Annotated in this window: 22 protein-coding genes; 13 read left to right on the forward strand and 9 right to left on the reverse strand. The window is 32.9% G+C overall.

Annotated elements, in window-relative coordinates; genetic code table 11:
• Positions 1-340 precede the first annotated feature (340 nt).
• The 3 genes from BC952_RS02925 (at position 341) to BC952_RS02935 (ending at position 4,169) form a co-directional block, all read left to right on the forward strand.
• On the forward strand, positions 341-2,422 hold the full coding sequence (locus BC952_RS02925) for a recombinase (RefSeq protein ID WP_121364174.1): 2,082 nt from the start codon (positions 341-343) through the stop codon (positions 2,420-2,422).
• Positions 2,423-2,474: 52 nt separating this feature from the next.
• Positions 2,475-3,557 carry a DNA polymerase IV gene (dinB, locus tag BC952_RS02930; protein WP_121364175.1) on the forward strand — a complete coding sequence of 361 codons (1,083 nt, stop codon included), beginning with the start codon at positions 2,475-2,477 and terminating at the stop codon, positions 3,555-3,557.
• A 96-nt stretch (positions 3,558-3,653) separates the two neighbouring features.
• Positions 3,654-4,169 (forward strand): PAS domain-containing protein, encoded by a 516-nt coding sequence (locus tag BC952_RS02935; RefSeq protein WP_121364176.1) that lies wholly within the window; start codon positions 3,654-3,656, stop codon positions 4,167-4,169.
• Between the two features lie 55 nt (positions 4,170-4,224).
• Here the strand turns inward: BC952_RS02935 and BC952_RS02940 are convergent, their stop codons facing one another.
• The 6 genes from BC952_RS02940 to BC952_RS02965 form a co-directional block, all read right to left on the reverse strand.
• Positions 4,225-4,998 carry a Bax inhibitor-1/YccA family protein gene (locus tag BC952_RS02940; protein ID WP_121364177.1) on the reverse strand — a complete coding sequence of 258 codons (774 nt, stop codon included), beginning with the start codon at positions 4,996-4,998 and terminating at the stop codon, positions 4,225-4,227.
• Positions 4,999-5,165: 167 nt separating this feature from the next.
• Complete coding sequence (pyk, locus tag BC952_RS02945) at positions 5,166-6,596, reverse strand: pyruvate kinase (RefSeq protein ID WP_091166321.1); 1,431 nt, start codon at positions 6,594-6,596, stop codon at positions 5,166-5,168.
• 5 nt (positions 6,597-6,601) lie between these two features.
• Positions 6,602-7,090: an IPExxxVDY family protein gene (locus BC952_RS02950; protein ID WP_121364178.1), complete on the reverse strand. Its 489-nt coding sequence runs from the start codon at positions 7,088-7,090 to the stop codon at positions 6,602-6,604.
• Between the two features lie 113 nt (positions 7,091-7,203).
• Complete coding sequence (locus BC952_RS02955; RefSeq protein WP_121364179.1) at positions 7,204-7,944, reverse strand: ribonuclease III family protein; 741 nt, start codon at positions 7,942-7,944, stop codon at positions 7,204-7,206.
• Positions 7,945-7,950: 6 nt separating this feature from the next.
• Positions 7,951-9,204, reverse strand: a complete 1,254-nt coding sequence (fabF, locus tag BC952_RS02960; RefSeq protein WP_121364930.1) for a beta-ketoacyl-ACP synthase II — start codon at positions 9,202-9,204, stop codon at positions 7,951-7,953.
• Positions 9,205-9,379: 175 nt separating this feature from the next.
• The gene (locus BC952_RS02965; protein ID WP_007137004.1) at positions 9,380-9,616 is read right to left on the reverse strand and encodes an acyl carrier protein; all 237 of its coding nucleotides are present in this window, start codon (positions 9,614-9,616) and stop codon (positions 9,380-9,382) included.
• A 176-nt stretch (positions 9,617-9,792) separates the two neighbouring features.
• Between BC952_RS02965 and purN the strand changes: the two genes are divergently transcribed.
• Positions 9,793-10,356: a phosphoribosylglycinamide formyltransferase gene (gene purN / locus BC952_RS02970; protein WP_121364180.1), complete on the forward strand. Its 564-nt coding sequence runs from the start codon at positions 9,793-9,795 to the stop codon at positions 10,354-10,356.
• A gap of 128 nt (positions 10,357-10,484) precedes the next feature.
• Positions 10,485-10,967, forward strand: coding sequence for a ribonuclease HI (gene rnhA, locus BC952_RS02975; RefSeq protein ID WP_121364181.1), 483 nt, complete (start codon positions 10,485-10,487; stop codon positions 10,965-10,967).
• Between the two features lie 44 nt (positions 10,968-11,011).
• On the opposite strand, the gene BC952_RS02980 is transcribed toward rnhA, so the two are convergent.
• On the reverse strand, positions 11,012-11,359 hold the full coding sequence (locus BC952_RS02980) for a DUF6249 domain-containing protein (RefSeq protein ID WP_121364182.1): 348 nt from the start codon (positions 11,357-11,359) through the stop codon (positions 11,012-11,014).
• A 127-nt stretch (positions 11,360-11,486) separates the two neighbouring features.
• On the opposite strand from BC952_RS02980, the gene BC952_RS02985 reads away from it, so the two are divergent.
• From BC952_RS02985 to BC952_RS03000, 4 genes are all read left to right on the forward strand, one after another.
• On the forward strand, positions 11,487-12,074 hold the full coding sequence (locus BC952_RS02985) for an RNA polymerase sigma factor (RefSeq protein WP_121364183.1): 588 nt from the start codon (positions 11,487-11,489) through the stop codon (positions 12,072-12,074).
• Entirely contained in the window at positions 12,058-12,450 is a 393-nt protein-coding gene (locus BC952_RS02990; protein ID WP_121364184.1) for a hypothetical protein, read from the forward strand. The genes BC952_RS02985 and BC952_RS02990 overlap by 17 nt, the downstream gene beginning before the upstream one ends.
• Before the next feature lie 206 nt (positions 12,451-12,656).
• Complete coding sequence (locus tag BC952_RS02995) at positions 12,657-13,580, forward strand: PfkB family carbohydrate kinase (protein WP_121364185.1); 924 nt, start codon at positions 12,657-12,659, stop codon at positions 13,578-13,580.
• 129 nt (positions 13,581-13,709) lie between these two features.
• A complete protein-coding gene (locus BC952_RS03000) occupies positions 13,710-15,608 on the forward strand; it encodes an amidophosphoribosyltransferase (protein WP_121364186.1) in 1,899 nt (632 codons plus the stop codon).
• 289 nt (positions 15,609-15,897) lie between these two features.
• Here BC952_RS03000 and BC952_RS03005 read toward each other — a convergent pair whose 3' ends face one another.
• Both BC952_RS03005 and BC952_RS03010 read right to left on the reverse strand, forming a co-directional pair.
• The gene (locus tag BC952_RS03005; protein WP_121364187.1) at positions 15,898-16,506 is read right to left on the reverse strand and encodes a superoxide dismutase; all 609 of its coding nucleotides are present in this window, start codon (positions 16,504-16,506) and stop codon (positions 15,898-15,900) included.
• 258 nt (positions 16,507-16,764) lie between these two features.
• Positions 16,765-17,448 (reverse strand): ComF family protein, encoded by a 684-nt coding sequence (locus tag BC952_RS03010; RefSeq protein ID WP_121364188.1) that lies wholly within the window; start codon positions 17,446-17,448, stop codon positions 16,765-16,767.
• 97 nt (positions 17,449-17,545) lie between these two features.
• Here BC952_RS03010 and BC952_RS03015 point away from each other — a divergent pair, with 97 nt between their 5' ends.
• The 4 genes from BC952_RS03015 (at position 17,546) to BC952_RS03030 (ending at position 22,615) form a co-directional block, all read left to right on the forward strand.
• Positions 17,546-19,087 (forward strand): glycine--tRNA ligase, encoded by a 1,542-nt coding sequence (locus BC952_RS03015; RefSeq protein ID WP_121364189.1) that lies wholly within the window; start codon positions 17,546-17,548, stop codon positions 19,085-19,087.
• 224 nt (positions 19,088-19,311) lie between these two features.
• The gene (locus BC952_RS03020; protein ID WP_121364190.1) at positions 19,312-20,124 is read left to right on the forward strand and encodes a LytR/AlgR family response regulator transcription factor; all 813 of its coding nucleotides are present in this window, start codon (positions 19,312-19,314) and stop codon (positions 20,122-20,124) included.
• 176 nt (positions 20,125-20,300) lie between these two features.
• Positions 20,301-20,486, forward strand: a complete 186-nt coding sequence (locus tag BC952_RS03025) for a hypothetical protein (protein WP_121364191.1) — start codon at positions 20,301-20,303, stop codon at positions 20,484-20,486.
• 104 nt (positions 20,487-20,590) lie between these two features.
• Positions 20,591-22,615, forward strand: coding sequence for a tetratricopeptide repeat-containing sensor histidine kinase (locus tag BC952_RS03030; protein WP_244200085.1), 2,025 nt, complete (start codon positions 20,591-20,593; stop codon positions 22,613-22,615).
• The last annotated feature ends 9 nt before the right edge of the window (positions 22,616-22,624 follow it).

The following is a 22,624-nucleotide window of genomic DNA, read 5'->3' on the forward strand; positions in this document are numbered from 1 at the left end:
TCACAAAACTTTTTTCAATTTTTAAAAAAGGAGCTTCTTGGGTCGCTCTTTTTTAAAAGAAAAAATAATTTTATTCAGTCGAAGATTTTCACTTCTATCTGGACTATTCCAGCATTCAAAGGTATCAAAATTTTCCTCTAATGGATTTGTATCTTTTAAGTCCATTTTGAAATCTATTTTTTCACCTTGGTTTATTTGCATTTCGATAAGCGAAATAGACGATTGGAAAACCAGAATATGATGTAGTTATCATTTTTAGCTTTTGGATACCATAATTTAATGAATAAGTTATAGTAATTTGTTTTCCGATTTGTATTTTTACAAAAATTGAACGTAAATAATGAAGGCATTTTTTAAAGCAACCTCTAAGCCTACAATAGCTGGACTTTTAACTGAGTTTTTTGGTGAAGCGCAATCTTGGCGTGAAACAAATGATAACTTAGAGCCTTTAGTAGAATTAGTTAGGTTAATTCGACCTTTGAAAATCAAAAACGTAAAAACAGTAGATTTACAAGAAATCATTACTTTTTTAAAAGAAAACTATTCGTGTCGGAAACAATTTTCCATTTATCTAAAAGAAATTTTAAAAGAAAGGAAGTTCAATAAAATTCTTTCTGATGCAGCAATTTTGCAGGATGTAGATTTTATTTTTGAAGTCAAAAAAAGAATTTTCGCTAAGTTTTTACCCTATCAGCCTCAAAAAGACACTTTAGAATACATTCTCAATCAGGTTTTTTATCTGGCAAATGACGGGATTTGGATTAACAGAATTCCATTAAATCAACTGGCTGAATTATATGATCTTTTGAAATTTAAATCCATTTATGACAGTACGGAGCCTAATTCGGTCTTATCTGAATTACTAGTTGCCATGCATTTGATTACCCAACGGATCAGCGGTCGTGCCATGGAAACGGATGTAATCAAAATGGTCCCCGAATTTGACGATCTTGAAAGTCCCTTTTCAGCTTTTGAAAAGGAATTATTCTTAATTGAAGAACGCATTAGAAGTTCAGATAGGCATTATATCTCTTCAGACGATTTATCCTATGGGCAGTTGTTGGTTCTGCATAAACAATGCGTAGAATTTGTTGATAAAGCATTTCATAATAGTTCAAAATATGGAATTTCACTTCGGGTGAATCAAAATTTATTGAAAATTAGACAGCAATTAGAACGGTTGAAGTTTTTGATTTCGTTGCTTACAGTAGATAAGGAAAAATGCAAAAAAATAAATGGAATTGTATTGGCTTTGCGTTTAATAAAATTCAATTGTTATAAAAATAATGTTCGCAAATTTATTGGTGAAAGTACACAATTGATTTCGTATGAGATAACACAACACACAGCAAAAACAGGAGAACAATATATCACAGAAAGCCAAAAAGAATATTACAAAATGTTCAAAACGGCTATAGGCGGGGGCTTTATTGTAGGGATTTTGTGTGTTATAAAAGTGTTGCTCTCTAAAGTGGAAACTAGTTTTTTTGGACATGCTTTTTTGTATAGTATGAATTATGCATTTGGTTTTATTGCCATTTATCTTCTTGGATTCACTTTGGCAACAAAACAACCCGCAATGACAGCTTCTGCATTGATTAAAGCTTTAGAGGAAGGAGTTTTGAAAAAAGGCAAGGATACTGAAAAATATAAAGCTTTTGCCATTCTTTTTGCACGTGTTTTCCGCTCACAGTTTATTGCCTTTGTAGGGAATGTTATTATGGCTTTTCCGGTTTCACTACTTGGAATCTGGCTGATTGACCATTTTTTGCATTATAATATTGCTGCTACTAAATGGGAATCTTTACTGATTGATTTAAGTCCGATACACTCGTTGGCAATTTTTCATGCTGCTATTGCTGGAGTATTTCTGTTTTTATCAGGAATTATTTCAGGTAGTGTTGCGAACAGAGACAAACACAATCAGGTTTATTTTAGGATTACAGAACACCCTTTCCTGAAAAGGAATTTAGGAAAAATAAAAACGTTAAAACTGGCAAAACTATATGAAAAAAGATGGGCTGGTATTATTTCAAATTTTTGGTTTGGAATATTTATGGGTAGTACGGCATCTATTGGGCTGTTTTTAGGGTTAAACCTTGATATTCGACACATCACTTTTGGTAGTGGTAATCTAGCTTTGGCCTTATATGGGGCAAATTATGAAGTGAGTGATGCCATGTTATTTTGGGGCATTTTTGGAATAGGCATTATAGGATTAGTTAACTTTATGGTAAGTTTTAGTCTTTCAATGGGACTAGCCTTTCGATCAAGAGCAATTTCATTATTTGAATTGCGTTTTGTTACAGTTTCCATCTGGAATCATTTCAAATCAAGTCCTATAAGTTTCTTTTTTCCAACAGAAAAAAAAGGCAAATCTGTTGTGGTTGAAAATTATTTACACGTTGAGGATTCAAAATAATTGGAGGATAGTAAACCATTCAGAATAGGAACGGGCATTCAATTCTTATAACATGCAAGAATTAATTCCAAATAGGAAAATCATACACGTTGACATGGATGCTTTTTATGCATCTGTAGAGCAAATGGACAATCCATTGTTGCGTGGAAAGCCCATTGCGGTAGGTGGCTCAGAAAATCGAGGTGTAGTGGCAGCGGCAAGTTATGAGGCGAGGACATTTGGAGTGAGGAGTGCTATAAGCGGAGTTATGGCAAAAAAAAACTGCCCAGAACTTATTTTTGTCAAACCACGATTTGACCGCTATAAAGAAATTTCAAATAAAATTCAAAAAATTTTTCGGGAGTATACAGATTTGGTCGAGCCATTGTCACTTGACGAGGCCTATTTAGATGTAACCATAAATAAAAAAGGAAATCCAAGCGCTACAGTATTGGCTCAGGAAATAAGACAACGCATATTCAATGAAGTTGGTTTGACCGCTTCTGCAGGAATATCAGTCAATAAGTTTGTAGCCAAAATTGCAAGTGATTACAATAAACCCAACGGACAAAAAACGGTGAATCCAGATGAAGTTATTTCGTTTTTGGAAGAGCTTCCCATTCGGAAATTTCATGGTGTTGGTAAAGTAACTACTGAAAAAATGTACCAACTTGGAATTTTTACTGGTCTGGAATTAAAAAGCAAATCGTTGGAGTTTCTGGAGAAACATTTCGGAAAGTCAGGAAATTTTTATTATCATGTCGTCCGAGGTATTCATAATAGTGAAGTGAAATCTGATCGGATTACAAAATCAGTTGCTGCAGAACATACTTTTGATGTCAATCTTTCTTCTGAAATTTTTATGATAGAAAAATTGGAAATCATCGCGGCTGCATTGGAGAAAAGATTAAAAAGATATAATGTAGCGGGGAAAACAGTCACTTTAAAAATAAAATACAGTGATTTTTTACAGCAAACTCGCAGTAAAACATTGCCTTATTTTATATCTGATAAAGCTTTAATAATTGAAGTCGTAAAAGAACTATTGTATCAGGAACGAATGAAAGATTCCGTCCGATTGCTTGGAATTTCGTTAAGTAATTTAAACACGGAGGAAAAGAAGTTTGTTGTTGTACAGTTAAAATTCGATTTCTAATTGGTTCTTTAATGCATTCAACAATGGTTAAAGTCGGGGAATTGTTATTTTATTGTTATAAATAAAATTACATTTGGCTTTTTAAATCAAGAAATCATGAATAATTTTAGACAGTACGAGGATGCTATTGCATTGCATCACAATAGCTTAAGTGTGAAGACTGCTCCTGTTTTGTGCTGGGATTTTCACAATGAATTTTTGACTGCAGTAAAGAGCTTTTTTTTGGATTTGAAAAAATTAAATTCAATTGCTTACCAAAATAAATGGGTTCAGGACAACTGGGATTTAAAAAATAGTCTCAAAGAAGAAGTAGTAATTGTTACTGATTCTAAATTAAAGATTGTTTTTGCGTCACACAACATCGTAAAAATGAATGGGTATGTAGAAGCAGAGGTTTTGGGTAGAAGTCCAAAAATGTTTCAAGGAGAGGCCACTAATCTAATTACTTCAAATGAAATTCGTTGCGCAATTATTGCGCAGCAACCTTTTGAAAAAATAGTAATGAATTATAAAAAGAATGGAGAAGTTTATGCTTGTTTGATAAAAGGGTTTCCTGTCTTTAATATAAAAGGTGATTTAAGTCATTATATTGCTTTTGAAAAAGCCGCATAAAAGAGAAAACCTTTCCAGAATGGAAAGGTTTTCTCTTTTAGATGAAGTTATGGAATTAGTTTTTACTGTTTAATTTAGAAAGCAATCTTAAAAATTCAATATACAACCAAACCAGTGTAATCATCAATCCCATGGCGCCATACCATTCCATGTATTTTGGCATTTTTTGTTCGGCTCCTTTTTCAATGCGATCAAAATCTAAAAACAGATTTAAGGCTGCAATTACAATCACAAAAATGCTGATGCCTATGCTCATCATTGAGCTGCCATAATGTACAGGAACAAAACTGGTAAACATGGAGAATACCCAAGATAGAATATAATATGTTGCAATTGCCAATGTAGCAGCTACAACTACCGATTTAAATTGTTCGGTTACTTTTACAATTTTGTATTTATACAATCCTAGACAAACCATAAACGTTACAAAAGTTGCCCCTACCGCCTGCATTACGATTCCAGGATACATTGCTTCAAATATCGCCGAAATCCCACCAATAAATAATCCTTCAAACAGCGCATATCCAGGAGCCAGATAAGGAGAATATTGTGGTTTGAAAGCTGAGATGAGTACTAAAACTAATCCAACAATAGCACCGCCAATAGCAGGAACTAAAGGGTTCATTCCGTTAAAAGTCAACCACCAGATTACGGTTGCAGAGGCGGTAAGAAGTAAAAATAATATTAAACTTTTATTGATAGTGCCGGACAAAGTCATCTCGTCATTATAATCAATGAAGGTAGCTTGATGCACTTCCTCTTTTTTTGAAACTGCTGTTGACGAGAAAGTTTTATTATTTAAAAATGGATTTTTAGAATTTAAACTCATAGTTTATAGGGTTATTTGTTGTTCAAATATAAATTTAATTTTGTAAAGGCATGTTTAAATGCTCTTAATTTTTTTTGAGTAAATATAAATCATGTTCTTTAGAAACAAAAAAATCCGTCTCATTTTCTTAACGAGACGGATTTTTAATAGTTTTAAAATAGTTTTTATTATTCTATTTCGGAAACTCTCAAGGTGTTCACCATTCCTTTATCCTTAATTGGCATCGCTGCTAAATTGATAAGAAAATCACCTTTTTGTACAAAACCTTTTTGTTTTACGATTTCGTTGATGTCCGTTACCGTATCATCAGTACTTACTGTTTTTTCATAGAAGAAAGATTTTACACCCCATAATAAATTAAGTTGTGTAAGGATTCTTTTGTTTGAGGTAAATACCAAAATATGTGCATTTGGTCTCCAAGCAGATATTTGAAAAGCTGTATAGCCACTATTGGTCAATGTACAAATTGCTTTTGCTTTGATTACATTGGCCATGCTTGCTGCGTGGTGACAAATGGTTTTAGTGATAAAACGTTTAGTTTTTATCTGTGGGGTATTTTGCGGAACCTGAATCAGCGGAGAATCTTCTACCGCCTCAATGATTTGAGTCATTTTTTGAATTACCTGAACTGGATAATTACCAGTAGCAGTTTCTCCAGAAAGCATTACTGCATCAGCACCATCCATGACAGAGTTTGCTACGTCATTTACCTCAGCACGGGTTGGTGTAAGGCTTGTAATCATTGTTTCCATCATCTGAGTAGCAACAATTACAGGAATTCGAGCTGTTTTTGCTTTGCGAATCAATTCTTTTTGAACAAGCGGAACTTCATGTGCTGGAAGCTCTACTCCTAAGTCTCCTCGGGCAACCATTAATCCATCACAGTAGGCAACAATCTTGTCGATATTTTCTAATGCTTCCGGCATTTCTATTTTTGCAATAATTGGGATTTTATAATCCGAATGTTTTGCGATTAATTCCTGTAAGTCTTGTAAGTCTTGCGGTGTTTTTACAAATGACAATGCAATCCAGTCTACATTTTGGCTAATAGCAAATATAGCATCTGCAATATCTTTCTCGGTCATTGCAGGAAGCGATATCTTTGTATTTGGTAAATTAACCCCTTTTTTAGATTTTAATTCCCCACCTTGAATTACTCTTGCAATAACTTCTGTTTTCTTATCAGTCTCCACGATTTCGAAAATAAGCTTTCCATCATCAAGTAGAATTCTTTCTCCTGGATTAACGTCGTTCGGGAATTCTTTGTATTTCATGAATACTTTTTTAGCCGTTCCAAGAACTTCTTCAGCAGTAGTAAAGGTAATTAAATCTCCATCACGCACTACAACGCCTTCTTCCATTACTCCCACACGAAGTTTTGGGCCTTGTAAGTCACCAAGAATTGCAGTGGTATAGCCAAACTCTTCATTAAGACCTCGTATAAGGTTTATCTTTTCTTTTACATCATTGTAGTCAGCATGCGAAAAATTCACTCTAAACACATTTACACCTGCTTCAATCATATCTTTTATGATTTCTCTAGTACTGCAAGCTGGCCCAAGTGTGGCTACAATTTTAGTTTTTTTGTTTGTAAGCATTTGTATTAAAAAATTAAATTGTTTTTTGATTTTATTTTATTTGTATCCACTATATAAACAGTTGATACACTATCTATGGTATTTAATAGGATTTGTATTTTTGATACATTCATTGCATCGTCGTTATTTTCTATTTTCAGAAAATAATCTACTTTTTTAAATTCAGGAAGCAAAAAAACTTTTGTTGAAACTTCCATTGTTACATTTGAAAATAAATTTTGAGTATTTCCTTTTTTGTACTGTATTACTTCATTTTTATTTTGGATCAAATTCCAGGCAATAGCACTTTCTTCGTCATTGTAATAAAATCTGGAAAAATTTGTTTCTCCCTCTTTTATATTAATTTGAATTTCGCTCTTGCTTTTACTTAAATTTATAGGCAGTATTTGATTAATAAAAAATGCCAATCGATAGTCTTCTAATGAAGTATGAATAGCAATGAGATAATAATCTATTTCGTCAAATTCGCCAAGATCCAATTTATGAATAGCCATTTCATGAAAAAATAAGTTGTAAATATAGTACTTCTATTGAAGTATTTACCTCCTAAAATGGGATGTTTTTGTGAATTTATGAACGATAACGTTGTAGTTTTTTAAAATGGATATTATTTTCTATCCATTTTTTCTTGAAATGCAAAATAAGCGCGTTGGGATGCTTTTTCTTCTGCTTTCTTTTTAGAAGTTGCTCTGGCTTTTGCAATTACTTTATCATCAATGCTGAGTTTTACACCAAACAAACGTTGCCCGTCAATGGCATTGTCCTCAAAAATATCATAATTAAATATTTTCTTTTCTTTTTGACACCATTCAATGACCAAACTTTTGTAGCTGATTACTTTACCTTCTAGCCTTGCAATATCTACGTATGGAATTATTACTCTTTTTTGAATGAATTTTTCACAATAAACGTAACCTCGATCTAGGTAGATTGCTCCGACTAATGATTCAAAAATATTACCATGAATGTTTTCGCCAAAATGCTGAAGTGGCACTTTGCTTTCTATATATTGTACTAAATTTAGGTCTTTGCCTAATTCGTTCAAGTGTTCTCGGCTTACAATTTTGGACCGCATTTTAGTTAAATAACCCTCATCACCAGCTGGAGCTTTGTTGAATAAATGGGCAGCAATTACAGAGCTTAACATAGCGTCACCCAGAAATTCCAAACGTTCGTAATTGATCGGATTTCCTAAGATATCTAGGCGATTTGAGGAGCGATGGGTGAATGCTTTTTTATAAAAATCAAGATTTACGGGAGCAAACCCTAAAATTTTCTGAATAGAATCAAAAAAAATCCCGTCTTCTGGAGAACGGGATTTTGAAAATATTTTTCTGATTATACGCATATATAATTAGATTTCTAATTTTTTTACTAATACACAAGCATTGTGACCTCCAAAACCGAAAGTATTACTCATAACAACATTCATGTCTCTTTTCTGAGCTTTATTAAACGTAAAGTTCAGTTTAGAATCAATGTTTTCATCATCTGTAAAATGATTGATTGTAGGTGGTACTATTCCGTGTTTCAAGGAAAGAATCGAAGAAATTGTTTCAACTGCTCCAGCCGCTCCAAGTAAATGGCCGGTCATGGATTTAGTCGAATTTAAATTCATAGTATAAGCATGTTCACCGAAAACATGTAAAATTGCCTTAGATTCTGCCAAGTCACCAAGTGGTGTTGAAGTTCCGTGCATATTTACACCATCAACATCAGTTGCCTGTAAACCAGCATCTCTCAAACAATTTAACATTACATTTTTAGCGCCTAATCCTTCAGGATGTGGTGCGGTAATGTGATATGCATCAGCGGACATTCCGCCACCGCCTACTTCGCAATAAATTTTTGCTCCACGTGCTATAGCGTGTTCGTACTCTTCAAGTACTAATGCACCAGCTCCTTCGCCTAAAATAAAGCCATCTCGGTCTTTATCCATTGGTCTTGAAGCAGTTTTAGGGTCGTCATTTCTGGTTGATAAAGCATGCATAGCATTAAAACCTCCCATTCCGGCTATTGTTACAGCAGCTTCTGAGCCACCGGTTACCATGGCATCAGCATGACCTAATCTTATATAGTTAAAAGCATCAATAATAGCATTTGTAGAAGATGCACAAGCTGAAACAGTAGTGAAGTTTGGACCTCTGAATCCGTATTTTATAGAAATATGACCACCGGCAATATCCGAAATCATTTTTGGTATAAAGAAAGGATTAAATTTTGGAGTACCGTCACCAGCTGCATAGTTCAACATTTCGATTTGAAATGTTTCTAATCCGCCAATTCCTGAACCCCAAATAACACCCACTCTGTCTTTGTCTAATTTTTCGAAATTAAAACCAGCATCAAGTACCGCTTCATCAGATGAAACCATTGCATATTGTGCATAACGGTCCATTTTTCGAGCTTCTTTTCTGTCTAAGAAATCTTCAGCATTAAAATTTTTCAATTCGCAGGCAAATTGCGTTTTAAATTTTGAAGCGTCAAAATAGGTAATTGGAGCAGCACCACTAACGCCGTTAATAAGTCCGTTCCAATATTCTTCAATGTTATTTCCAATGGGTGTAAGAGCGCCTAAACCTGTTACAACAACTCGTCTTAATACCATAAATTCTTTATTTTTGTTATCTTTAAACAAATAAAACCCACGCTTTCTTTACTGTAGTATTACAAAAGAGCCATGGGTATTACAATAAATATATTTTGATTGAAATTCAATCTTGAATTTAATTTAAAAAAATAATAACACCCGTTTACAAGATTGCAAACGGGTGTGTACTTTATTATTTTTTAGCTTCCTCGATATAAGAGATTGCTTGACCTACAGTAGCGATGTTTTCTGCTTGATCGTCTGGAATTTGAATATCAAATTCTTTTTCGAATTCCATAATAAGCTCAACAGTGTCTAATGAGTCAGCTCCTAAATCATTAGTGAAGCTTGCTTCTGTTACAACTTCGTTTTCGTCAACACCTAATTTGTCTACGATAATCGCTTTTACTCTTGATGCAATGTCTGACATAATCTTTAATTTTAGAATTTAATTTGTTGGCAAAAATAAAAAACTTTATTTTAAAACAACTATTTAGTTAATAAATGTGAGAACGAATTTATAAAATATATTTGACAAAGGTTTATGAATGTTATTTAATTTCGTTTTTTATTCCTTTTTTTGTGCAATTAAAAATTGTTAGAATTATGAAAAAAATAGTGATTTTTGCTTCTGGATCGGGTACTAATGCTGAAAACATCATAAAGTATTTTGTGAAAACCAAAATTGGAACTGTTGCGGCGGTGTTTACAAACAACCCAAGTGCCAAGGTGATTGATAGAGCAAAAAACTATTATGTAGCAACAGAAATTTTCTCAAAAGCAGAGTTAATTGAAGGAGAAGTATTGCAAAAAATAAACAATATCCAACCTGATTGGATTGTTTTGGCCGGATTTTTATTGAAATTCCCCGAAAATATCATCGCTGCTTATCCAAATAAGATCATAAATATTCATCCTGCATTGTTGCCTAAGTATGGCGGAAAAGGAATGTATGGGATGAATATTCACAAAGCAATTGTAGGTAATAAAGAGAAAGAAACCGGAATTACCATTCATTATGTAAATGAAAATTACGATGAGGGAAACATTATTTTTCAACAAAGTGTTATTTTAACGGGTGATGAAACTCCGGAAGAAGTGGCTGCAAAAATACATGAATTAGAACAAAAATATTTTCCGGAAGTGATAGAGAAATTGTTGGCAAATTAATTTTTTAGACTTTTCTGTGGGACATAAAACTAAAACATGTTCAATCCTTAAAATTTGGGAAAGATCTAAATCAATTATAATTTATCTTTCTAACCAATCTATACATCCAAAAATCTAAGAAGTCTAAAATGGAACACGACGTACATATATATACTGATGGCGCAGCCAAGGGTAATCCCGGAAATGGCGGTTACGGAGTGGTCATGGAATGGGTAGGAAAGCCCTATAAAAAGGAGTTCTACGAGGGTTTTCGTCTTACTACTAATAATAGAATGGAATTATTAGCTGTAATTGTAGGTTTAGAAAAACTTAAAAATCCAAACACTAGAGTTTTAGTAGTTTCAGATTCTAAATATGTGGTGGATTCAGTAGAGAAAAAGTGGGTTTTGGGATGGGAAAAAAAGGGCTTTGTTGACAGGAAAAATTCTGATTTGTGGAAACGTTTTTTAATAGTCTACAGAAAACACAAAGTCGATTTCAAATGGATAAAAGGGCATAACAATCATGTTCAAAACGAAAGGTGCGATGAATTAGCTGTTATGGCTTCGATGCAAAAACAACTTTCAGTCGATACTTTTTATGAAGCAATTGAATCGAAACAAAAAAAATAATAACGTATCAAAATATTTTTTGATACGTTATAAAGAAGAATTATTTATTCTTTGTCTAATTCTTTAGCCTTGTTAAATCCAGCAAGTAAACCAATTCCTGCCATTGTGATAATAATTGATGGATAAACAGCACCATCATTCAACCTGGTGTAAGTTGTAATTAGCAAAGCAATAAAAATTCCAACTCCACTTCCTATTAATAAAAAAGCTAGATTTAGAATAAAAACTTTCCACATGGGAACGCCTTTGTCTTTTCCTTGCAAAAAAATACTGGCATCTATGCCTTTTTCAATAAGAGCTAAGCGCTCTCGGTTTCTTGTAGAATAAACAAGATAAACAATTCCAAAGATCATAAGGAAAAAACTCAAGGGGATTAAAATTTCTGGACCCATAATTTCATAATTTAAATGATTGATATTCCATATGACGAAACAGATTTGATTTAGGTTACAGATCTTTCAAATAAAATAAAATAAATTATTTGTAACCTTAATTAAGTTATCGTCGTCTTATTAGTATATGGATAAGCTAAGTGATCAACATTATATCAATCAAATTATACAAGGGAACACAAATGTGTTTGGCGTATTGGTTGATCGATATAAGGAAATGATTTTTACTTTGGCTTTAAAGATGATTAAAAACAGAGAAGAGGCCGAAGAGATTTCTCAAGATACGTTTATCAAAATTTACAATTCTTTGAATAAGTTTAAAGGGGATTCTAAATTTTCGACATGGATCTATAAAATTGCTTATAATACTTGTTTGGATCGTTTAAAAAAGAATAAAACGGAAGAGAACACTATTTCAATTGACGAGTTTTCGGATCATCTAGTTAAGACGCTTGATAACGCTTTGAGTGCTTTGGAAGATAAAGAGCGGAAGCAAACGATCCAAAATTGCCTGAATTTATTGTCAAGGGAAGAAAGTTTTTTATTAACGTTGTATTATTTTGACGATCAGAATTTAGATGAGATTGCAGAAATAATGGATATTAATTCCAATAACGCTAAAGTAAAGTTGTTTAGAAGCAGAAAAAAATTAGCAGTCATTTTAAAAAAGCAATTGGAACCGGAAATATTGGATTATTATGAAAGAGAGCGATAAAAACATTAAAAAACTTATAGGTGATATATTTGCGGAAAGCAATTTGGAGTCGCCGTCAATTGACTTTACTTCAAAAGTAATGTCTCAAATTTTAGTTGTCGAAAAAATTAAAATTCAACATTATACACCTTTGATTTCTAAAACTATTTGGATTGTTATTATAGGGAGTTTAATTTCTTTGATTCTCTATTTTGCCTTTTGGAATGAGTCAAATAATTCGGAAATAGGTTATTCTTATGTTGTAAATATTTCAAACATATTTTCAGAGTTCCATTTTTCAATAAACACAATTTATGCGATTTTAATTGTTCCTTTAATGATTTTGGTACAAATACCATTGTTGAAAAATTATTATGACAAGAAGTATCAATTGTAAATTTTTTTTTTTTCAATTTTTATGGAGAGTTTCTAATCGTTCGACGATAAAATGTTTTTGGGTCTATTCAAAGTAGCCAAAAGTCCAAAACACATACTTAATTACATGAAAATCAAATTAATAAATTGGCAAAACTTTACGCTTTAGACTCTTTGCAACTTTACAACTTATAAACTATCTTTGCGCCTTAATTCGAAACGTATATAATGAATAAATTATTGATTGTTGGAACAGTAGCTTTCGACGCAATTGAAACTCCATTTGGAAAAACGGATAAAATCTTAGGTGGCGCAGCAACTTATATCGGTTTATCCGCTTCTTTTTTTAATGTTCAATCGGCTATAGTTTCTGTAGTTGGGGATGATTTTCCTCAAGAATATTTAGATTTATTGACTTCAAGAAACATTGATATTTCTGGTCTTGAAGTGGTTAAAGGAGGGAAAACTTTCTTTTGGAGTGGTCGTTATCACAATGACTTGAATTCAAGAGATACACTGGATACTCAATTAAATGTTTTGGCTGATTTTCAACCAAAAGTTCCTCAAGACTATAAAAATGCTGACATAGTAATGTTAGGAAACTTACATCCATTAGTACAAAGCAGTGTTTTGGACCAAATGGAAACACAACCTAAATTGACAGTATTGGATACTATGAATTTTTGGATGGATTGTGCTTTGCCGGAATTATTGGACGTGATAAAACGTGTAGATGTAATTACTATCAATGATGAGGAAGCAAGACAACTTTCTGGAGAATATTCTTTAGTGAAAGCGGCTGCAAAAATTCACACCATGGGACCTAAATATGTAGTGATTAAAAAAGGAGAACACGGTGCACTTATCTTTCATAATAAAGAAGTTTTCTTCGCACCAGCTTTACCACTTGAAGAAGTTTTTGATCCAACTGGAGCAGGAGATACTTTTGCAGGAGGATTTGCAGGATATTTAACGCAGACCGAAAACATTTCATTCGAAAACATGAAAAATGGAATTATTCATGGATCTAATTTGGCTTCCTTTTGTGTGGAGAAATTTGGAACCGAAAGAATGGTTGATTTAGAGAAAGAGGAAGTTGTTTCAAGATTACAACAATTCAAATCACTGACACAATTCGACATAGAATTATAATGCACTGAAACCTCGGAAACGAGGTTTTTTTTGTTAAATAAAATTAGCAGGGAATTACATCTGATTTATCTTTTTTTAAATCAGTTTAATTTATTTTTAGAATAACACAACAACACAAACAACCTTACAATGAGCGATGCTTTAAAACACGAGTGTGGTATAGCCTTAATTAGACTACTCAAACCGCTTGAATTTTACAAAGAAAAATACGGAACGGCTTTTTACGGAATCCAGAAAATGTATCTTTTGATGGAAAAGCAGCACAATCGCGGACAAGATGGTGCTGGTTTTGCAAGTATAAAATTAGACGTGGAGCCAGGAGAGCGTTACATAAGTCGTGTTCGTTCCAATCATGCACAACCAATTCAGGATGTTTTTGCGCAGATCAATGACAGAATCAATGAGGAAATGGCTGCTCATCCGGAATATGCGGATAATGTTGCTTTACAAAAACAGAAGATTCCATATTTAGGAGAATTGTTTTTAGGACACGTTCGTTATGGAACTTTTGGTAAAAATAGCATTGAAAGTGTTCATCCTTTTTTGCGTCAGAACAATTGGATGCACAGAAACTTGATTTTGGCTGGAAATTTTAACATGACAAATGTTAAAGAACTTTTTCAAAGTTTAGTGGAACTGGGTCAGCATCCAAAAGAAATGGCCGATACGGTTACGGTAATGGAAAAAATAGGTCATTTTCTGGATGATGAAGTAACTGATTTGTACCAAGAATGTAAAAATAATGGCTTAACAAAAAGAGAAGCTTCGCCAGTAATTGCTGAGAAACTGGACGTTGCCAAGATTTTGGCCCGAGCTTCGAAAAACTTAGATGGGGGTTATGCGATGGCAGGACTTTTAGGTCATGGGGATTCATTTGTGTTTAGAGATCCGGCAGGAATTCGTCCCGCTTATTTTTATCAAGATGATGAAATCGTTGTTGTAGCTTCAGAAAGACCGGTAATCCAGACTGTTTTTAATGTTCCTTTTGAAAAAGTTCAAGAAATTGAACCAGGAAACGCATTAATCATCAAGAAAAACGGAACGGTTTCTATGCAGGAAATTCTTCCGCCAACGGTTAAAAAAGCGTGTTCTTTTGAACGAATTTATTTCTCCAGAGGAAGTGATGCCGAAATATATCAAGAAAGAAAAACATTGGGAAGACTTATTCTTCCGGCTGTTTTGAAATCAATTGATCAAGATACAGATAATACGGTTTTCTCTTATATTCCAAATACGGCTGAAACTTCTTTCTACGGATTGGTTGAAGCGGCACAGGATTTCTTGAATCAAAGAAAGAACAATTACATTCTTCAAAATAGAAATACCTTAACAAAGGAATCGTTACAAGAATTATTGGCAGTAAAAATACGTACCGAAAAAGTAGCCATCAAAGATGCTAAACTTAGAACCTTTATTACAGAGGATAGCAGTCGCGACGATTTAGTAGCACACGTTTATGATGTTACATATGGTGTCATAAAGCCAACGGATAATTTGGTAATAATAGATGATAGTATTGTTCGGGGAACTACCTTGAAAATGAGTATTATCAAAATGATGGATCGTTTGAATCCAAAGCGAATTGTTGTTGTGTCATCGGCACCACAAATACGCTACCCGGATTGTTACGGAATTGATATGGCTAAACTTGAAGGTTTAGTAGCGTTCAAAGCAGCTTTAGAACTGCTTAAAGAAAGAAACTTATACCATATCGTTGATGAAGTATATGTAAAATGTAAAGCGCAGGAAAATTATAAAGATCATGACGTGGTAAATTATGTAACGGCAATATATGCACCTTTTCAACCTCAAGAGGTTTCAGATAAAATTGCTGAAATGTTGAGTTCGCCAGAAATTAAAGCCGAAGTGAAAATTATTTTCCAAACCGTAGAAGATTTGCATATTGCTTGTCCAAAAAATTTAGGAGATTGGTATTTTACCGGAGACTATCCTACACCAGGAGGAAATCGTGTAGTAAACCGAGCATTCATGAACTTTTATGAAGGAAAAGATGCCAGAGCGTACTAATAATTGATTCTTTGAGTTTTTAATCGGTTTTCTAAGTTGTTCATCTAATTTATTTGGTGGCAACGAAGAACTATTATAAATTTGAATCACCATAACATTAGTAGGTTAAGTTTATGGTAGATTTGGGGCAAAAAAGGTGGAAGCAATTCCACCTTTTTTATTGGAATAAACTCAAGAAATGATAAAACAAAAAGCGCTGCTTTCAAATTTTGAAAGCAGCGCTTTTTGTTTTTAGAAACAAGAAAAAAGACAACAGTAATTTTTGAAATCTTTAATCTTGATGTTCTTTTTATTTCTCTAAAGCATATCTTCTAGCCACTTCCGTCCAGTTAATTACATTGAAAAAAGCTTCGATATAATCTGGTCTTCTGTTTTGATAATGCAAATAGTAAGCATGTTCCCAAACATCCATTCCTAAAATTGGAGTTCCGCCACAACCTACACCTGGCATTAATGGATTGTCTTGGTTTGGAGTACCGCAAACATCTACTTTTCCACCTTTATGAACACAAAGCCAAGCCCATCCAGAACCAAATTGTGTTGCTCCAGCTTTGCTGAAACTAGCTTTAAATTCTTCAAAAGTTCCAAAAGCAGCTTCAATCGCAGCCAATAAATCTCCAGTTGGAAGTCCGCCACCGTTTGGTGTCATTACAGTCCAGTACAAATTATGATTGTAAAACCCACCACCATTGTTACGAACTGGCATGTTTTTCATATCAAGATTAATCAAAATATTTTCAATAGTCTTACCTTCCATATCTGTACCTGCAATTGCAGCATTCACGTTGGTAATGTAAGCGTTGTGATGTTTCGTATGATGAATTTCCATCGTGCGCGCATCAATATAAGGTTCTAATGCGTCGTACGCATAAGGTAATTGTGGTAATTCAAAAGCCATAATATGATTGTTTAATGATTTATAAATATTTATTCAAATTTAAACATTAAACTTTGGAAACGGAAATTCTATTTCGTTATAATTTCATTAAATTAATTGATAGTGTGCTCTTTGGAGTTGTAACAGACTTATTTTCAGGAGCTATTTCCTGCTTTGCGCTACAATCTTTTAATTCGCCGAAAAGGCTCATAAAAGGATTTTCACTTCAATCAGGGCTAAAAAATGACTGTGCTGTTAAAATTACTATTCTGTTTTAAATTATGATTGCGCCATTGCCATACAAACAATACTGATTTTTGCGCCGGGAATTTTTAGTAACGCTCTGGAACAAGCTTCCAGTGTTGATCCTGTTGTAATTACATCATCAATTAAAAGGAAATGTTTGTCATGGTCTTTTTCAGTAAAAGCAACATCAAAAATATTTTCGATTCCTTCTGTTCTTCCTATTAAGTTTTTCTTGGATTGCGTTTTTGAGTACACATTTCGAACCAAAATAGAACCATTATAATCGATATTTAAACCCGATGAAAGCGCTTTGCCAAAAGCCGTTACTTGATTGTAACCTCTTTCTTTTAGTTTTCTTCGATGCAATGGAACCGGAATAATTTCATCCACAGATTGTAATAAATCGATAGATTTTAAATCTTCGGCGTACCATTCGCCAAGAATTGTACCTATTTCCTCGTGTCCTTTGTATTTTAAATTATGGATGAGTTCTTGAACAATTCCCTTTTTATGAAAATAAAATATTGCCGAAGTATGAATTACAGGAATTCGTCCATAAAACTTTTTGAAAGCATCATTCTCTGGATTCAAATGATGATTGGTTAGCGGAATATCGTGTCGGCAAACCGTGCAAATCACATTTTCATTAGACAATAAAAAAGAGCTGCAACCGGAACAGACTTTTGGAAAAAAGAGATTAATAATGCTTTCAAACATGTAATCAGGGATTTATTTATAAAAATAGACAAATCAAGGCTTCAATCTTTAACAATTTTCTTTTTTTTAAGTTCACTTTTTATATTTTTGCAGTATTATGGCAAAACAAGAAGATTTATTTAAGAATGTAGTTTCGCACGCAAAAGAATACGGATTTATTTTTCCGTCAAGCGAAATATACGATGGTTTAAGTGCGGTCTATGATTATGCACAAAACGGAGTAGAATTAAAGAAGAACATACGCGAATATTGGTGGAAAGCAATGGTTCAAATGAATGATAACATTGTAGGTCTTGACGCGGCAATTTTGATGCATCCAACGACTTGGAAAGCATCTGGTCACGTTGACGCTTTTAACGATCCATTGATTGACAACAAAGATTCAAAAAGAAGATATAGAGCAGATGTTTTGATTGAAGATTATGCTGAAAAGCTAAATCAAAAAGCAATCAAAGAAATCGAAAAAGCACGTGCTCGTTTTGGTGATGCTTTCAACGAACAGGAATTTGTGACTACAAATGCCCGTGTCATGGAGTACAAAGCTAAAGAAAGAGAAATTCTGGAAAGAATGGCGCGTTCTCTTGGTAACGAAGATTTGGAAGATGTAAAAGCATTAATCGAAGAATTAGAAATTGCTTGTCCGGAATCAGGCTCAAGAAACTGGACAGAAGTACGTCAATTCAACTTGATGTTTGGTACAAAACTTGGCGCTTCTGCGGATTCAGCTATGGATTTATATTTGCGTCCGGAAACGGCTCAAGGTATTTTTGTGAACTTCTTGAACGTACAAAAATCAGGAAGAATGAAAGTTCCTTTTGGAATTGCACAAACAGGAAAAGCATTTAGAAATGAAATCGTTGCAAGACAGTTCATTTTCCGTATGCGGGAGTTTGAACAAATGGAAATGCAATTTTTTGTTCGTCCAGGCGAAGAAATGAAGCATTATGAATTCTGGAAAGAAGCTCGATTAAAATGGCATTTATCACTTGGTTTAGGAAGAGAAAATTATCGTTTCCACGATCACGAAAAATTAGCGCATTATGCGAATGCTGCTGCTGATATTGAGTTTAATTTTCCTTTTGGATTCAAAGAATTAGAAGGAATTCACTCTCGTACGGATTTTGACTTGAAAGCGCACGAACAATTCTCCGGTAGAAAATTACAGTATTTTGATGCTGAATTGAACCAGAATTATGTTCCTTATGTAGTGGAAACTTCAGTAGGATTGGACAGAATGTTTTTAGCTGTTTTTGCAACTTCATTAAAAGAAGAAACATTAGAAGATGGTTCCACAAGAACAGTACTGAAATTACCTTCGGTTCTGGCTCCAACAAAAGCAGCCATTTTACCATTGGTAAAGAAAGACGGATTACCAGAAATCGCACACAAAATCATTGAAGATTTACGCTGGGATTTCAATGTTTCTTATGATGAAAAAGATGCGGTAGGAAGACGTTACAGAAGACAAGATGCTTTGGGAACTCCTTTCTGTATTACTGTTGATCATCAAACTATCGAAGATCAAACAGTTACGATTCGTCACAGAGATACAATGAAACAAGACCGTGTAGCTATCGCCGACTTGAAATCCATTATAGAAAATGAAGTTTCAATGAAAAACTGGTTGATGAAAATGTAATTATTTTTAGTCTATATTCAAAAAAGCTTCTCGATTGAGAAGCTTTTTTGGTTTAGATTCACAATAGTCTACTAACTTCTTAAATTGATTTATGGAATTTTTAATAGCAGTAGCGTCTAAATTGTTATTTAACTAATTGTAGTACATTTGTCTGAAATAATAGGTTAAGTTACTTATAAAACAGTTTCTTTTATGTAGTAATTAATCAAATATAAAGGTGATCGATGAATTATTCGTACGTTATTATTGACGATGATCAAGAAAGTATTTTGAAAACTAAAGCAATTGCAGATGGTTTTTCAGAACTTTCCTTTATTGGATCCGTACAAAATGCTGCGGATGGTTTAAACCTTATTTTAGAAAAAAAACCGGAAATAATTTTTCTCGAAATTGATCCAGTACATGTGGGTTCTAATTTATCACTTAGTTTTATTGATACTTTACACAAATATTTAACGATACTTCCTAAGATTATTGTGACTACGCAAGAAAAGAATTTGGCTTTTGATTCTTTTAAATATGAAGTGAAAGACTATTTATTGAAGCCGGTAACTCAATCGGATATTATAAAATTGTTGTTGAGGTTAAATAAATCAAAAAGGGAGGAAGAAATAGGGATTGTCGAACGAGCAAAACATACTGACAATTTTCCATTTTCATGGGAGCAAAAAATGCCAAATGAATTACATCCTTTACGATTGTGTATAAAATCCTATGGAGATCATAGGTATATTGATGCTAAAGACATTTGTTTCTTGCAAGCAGATAATAATTCTACAGATATCCATTTGAATAACGGTGAAATGATAACTGCTTTCAAAACGCTAAAATATTTTGAAGCGGTATTATCCTATCCTTTTATCAGGATTCATAAAAGTTATATTGTAAATCGCAATTATATTTCTCGAATCCACAATGGAAACTCAGTTTGCTATATAAAAAACACCAATTCAAGATTGCCTTTTTCTAAGTTATATAAAGGTAACGTTGATCGCGTTATTTCTGATTTTGCTAATGGAAATTACCTGGAAATTTAAAATAATGCAGTTTACCCTAATTTGATACCTGTACACTACCAATTGAATATGTTCTACCACTAACCCTTTTTCAGGTGTTGTTTTTTGGGATATGCGAAGTAGTTTTACATCATGATGCAGTGATAATCACCATCATAACAAATGTAAAAACAACAAAAACATAAAATCCCCAAATTATGAAAAAAGCAATAGTAACAATCGGATTATTTTCTTTAGTGATGGTATTAACTTCTTTTAATTCAAATGAAGAAATCACTTCAGTAACAAAAAAAGACAATAAAGCAGAGGTTTTTAAAATCGAAAATGTAAAATTTGAGCTTACAGGTAGTGGTTCAGCAGGTGGAAATAAAAAAAATGATTAAATAAAATAGATTTATTCTTATTTATAAAAGCTGCTAATTATTTAGTAGCTTTTTTTATACCAATAGTTTAATTTATTATTTTTGATGGAATAATATCAGAACTATTGAGACATCCTTTTTATTTAATTACTTTTTTTGTTTTTTTTGTGTTAAGTTGCACGCAAAAAAAAATAGTACCTAAAACAATTTCAAGTTCTCAAGACAGTTTACAGACCTATTTTTCCTTAGCAAATGATTTTGATTTGCCTTCTGGCGAGCGAGAAAAATACATCCTAAAAGCATTAGATGTCATTTCTTCGCAAGAAAATGATTCTATATATCGTGTAAATCTATTCAAGATTGCCAATCGCTACTTTAATTTAGAAAACTGGAAAGAATATAATAAAGTTGTACACCTGATATTAAAAAAATCAGAAATGAAACAGGATGCCTTCAGTACAGCAAAAGGGAATACGTATTTGGGAGATTATTATGATTCTCAATCGATGCCAGATAGTTCCTTTTTATACTATGATAATGCAGAAAAAAAATATATTGGGTTAAATGACAATTATAATTTAGCAAAAACAATTATTAAAAAAGCAATCTTACAATTTAATCAAAGCGACTTATTAGGCTCTGAAAAAGGTGTTTTTAAGGTTTTAAAAATTATAAGGGATACTGAAAACAATGATGTTTTTTATGATGCTTACAATCTTTTGGGATTAATCTATAATGAATTAGAGGATTATAACAATGCAATGGTTTATCATAACAAAGCTTTAGCAAGTATTGATGATGAGCTAATGGCTTCTTTCTCTCAGCCAAAAGCTACTTCTTACAATAATATTGGCTTAGTTTATCAAAACAAAAAAGACTTTAAGAAAGCAAAATCTTTTTTTCAAAAAGGATTAGAAGAAGAAAATGTAGCTAAAGACAAACCCTCATTGTATGCCATGCTGTTAGATAATTTAGGCCACGCTAAATTTAAGCTAAATGAAAAGGATAGTCTGCCAGATTTGTTTTTTCAATCATTAAAAATTAAAGATAGTTTACAACTCACAACGGGTATCATTGCAAGTAAACTTAATTTGTCAGAGTATTTTATGTCTGGGAGTGATACTATAAAAGCAACGCAGTTCGCGAAAGAAGCACTTGAATTATCACAAAAAACCAACAATTATCGGAATATTTTAATCTCATTAAAACAATTGTCTATCATTGAGCCTCAAAATGCTGCAGTTTATTCGAAAGAATACATTCTTGTCAATGAAAAACTCCAAAAATCAGACCGAAAAATAGGGAATAAATTCTCCCGTATTGAATTTGAAACAGAAGAGGTAAAGGAAAAAAACTCTAATTTGACGGCTAAAAACAGGAATCTGTTGTATGCTTTACTTTCTTTTGTAGTGTTTGGATTATTTCTTTATGTCGTAAAGACACAAAAAAATAAGAATAAAGTCCTTATTTATAAACAGAGGCAACAAAAAGCCAATGAAGATATTTATAATTTAATGATTTCCCAGCAAAGTACTATTGAAACCGGAAGAGTTAAAGAGAAAAAAAGAGTCGCCCAGGAATTGCATGACGGTGTTTTAGGCAGGATGTTTGGTTTGCGTATTAATTTGGACAGTCTAAATAAATTTGATGATACCATTGCCGTTGAAAAAAGAAATAATTACCTGCTGGAATTAAAGAATATTGAACAAGATATACGTGAGATTTCCCATGATTTGAGTAGGGAAAAATCAGAATTAATTAATAACTTTGTAGCCATTCTAAACGACTTATTTGAGGACCAAAAGAAAACCTTTGAATCTAAGTTGATTTTAAGTATTGATCCAGCTATTAAGTGGGATTTAATGAGTAACTCGACTAAAATTAATTTATATCGAATTATCCAGGAGTGTTTGCAAAATATTAATAAATATGCCAATGCAGATACCATTAACATAAAATTTAAGAAAGCCGAAAATAATCTTGTTCTGGAAATTATCGATGATGGAATAGGTTTTAATGTTAACAGATCAAAAAAAGGAATAGGTTTACAAAACATCCGTTCTAGAACCCATGAATGTAACGGAACCGTTGAGATAAATTCTAAAATGGGAGAAGGCACAATTATTGCAGTCAAAATTGCGTTAGAATAAATATAAATA

Origin of the sequence: Flavobacterium limicola, from assembly GCF_003634755.1 — a bacterium.
In the GTDB taxonomy this organism is placed as follows: domain Bacteria; phylum Bacteroidota; class Bacteroidia; order Flavobacteriales; family Flavobacteriaceae; genus Flavobacterium; species Flavobacterium limicola.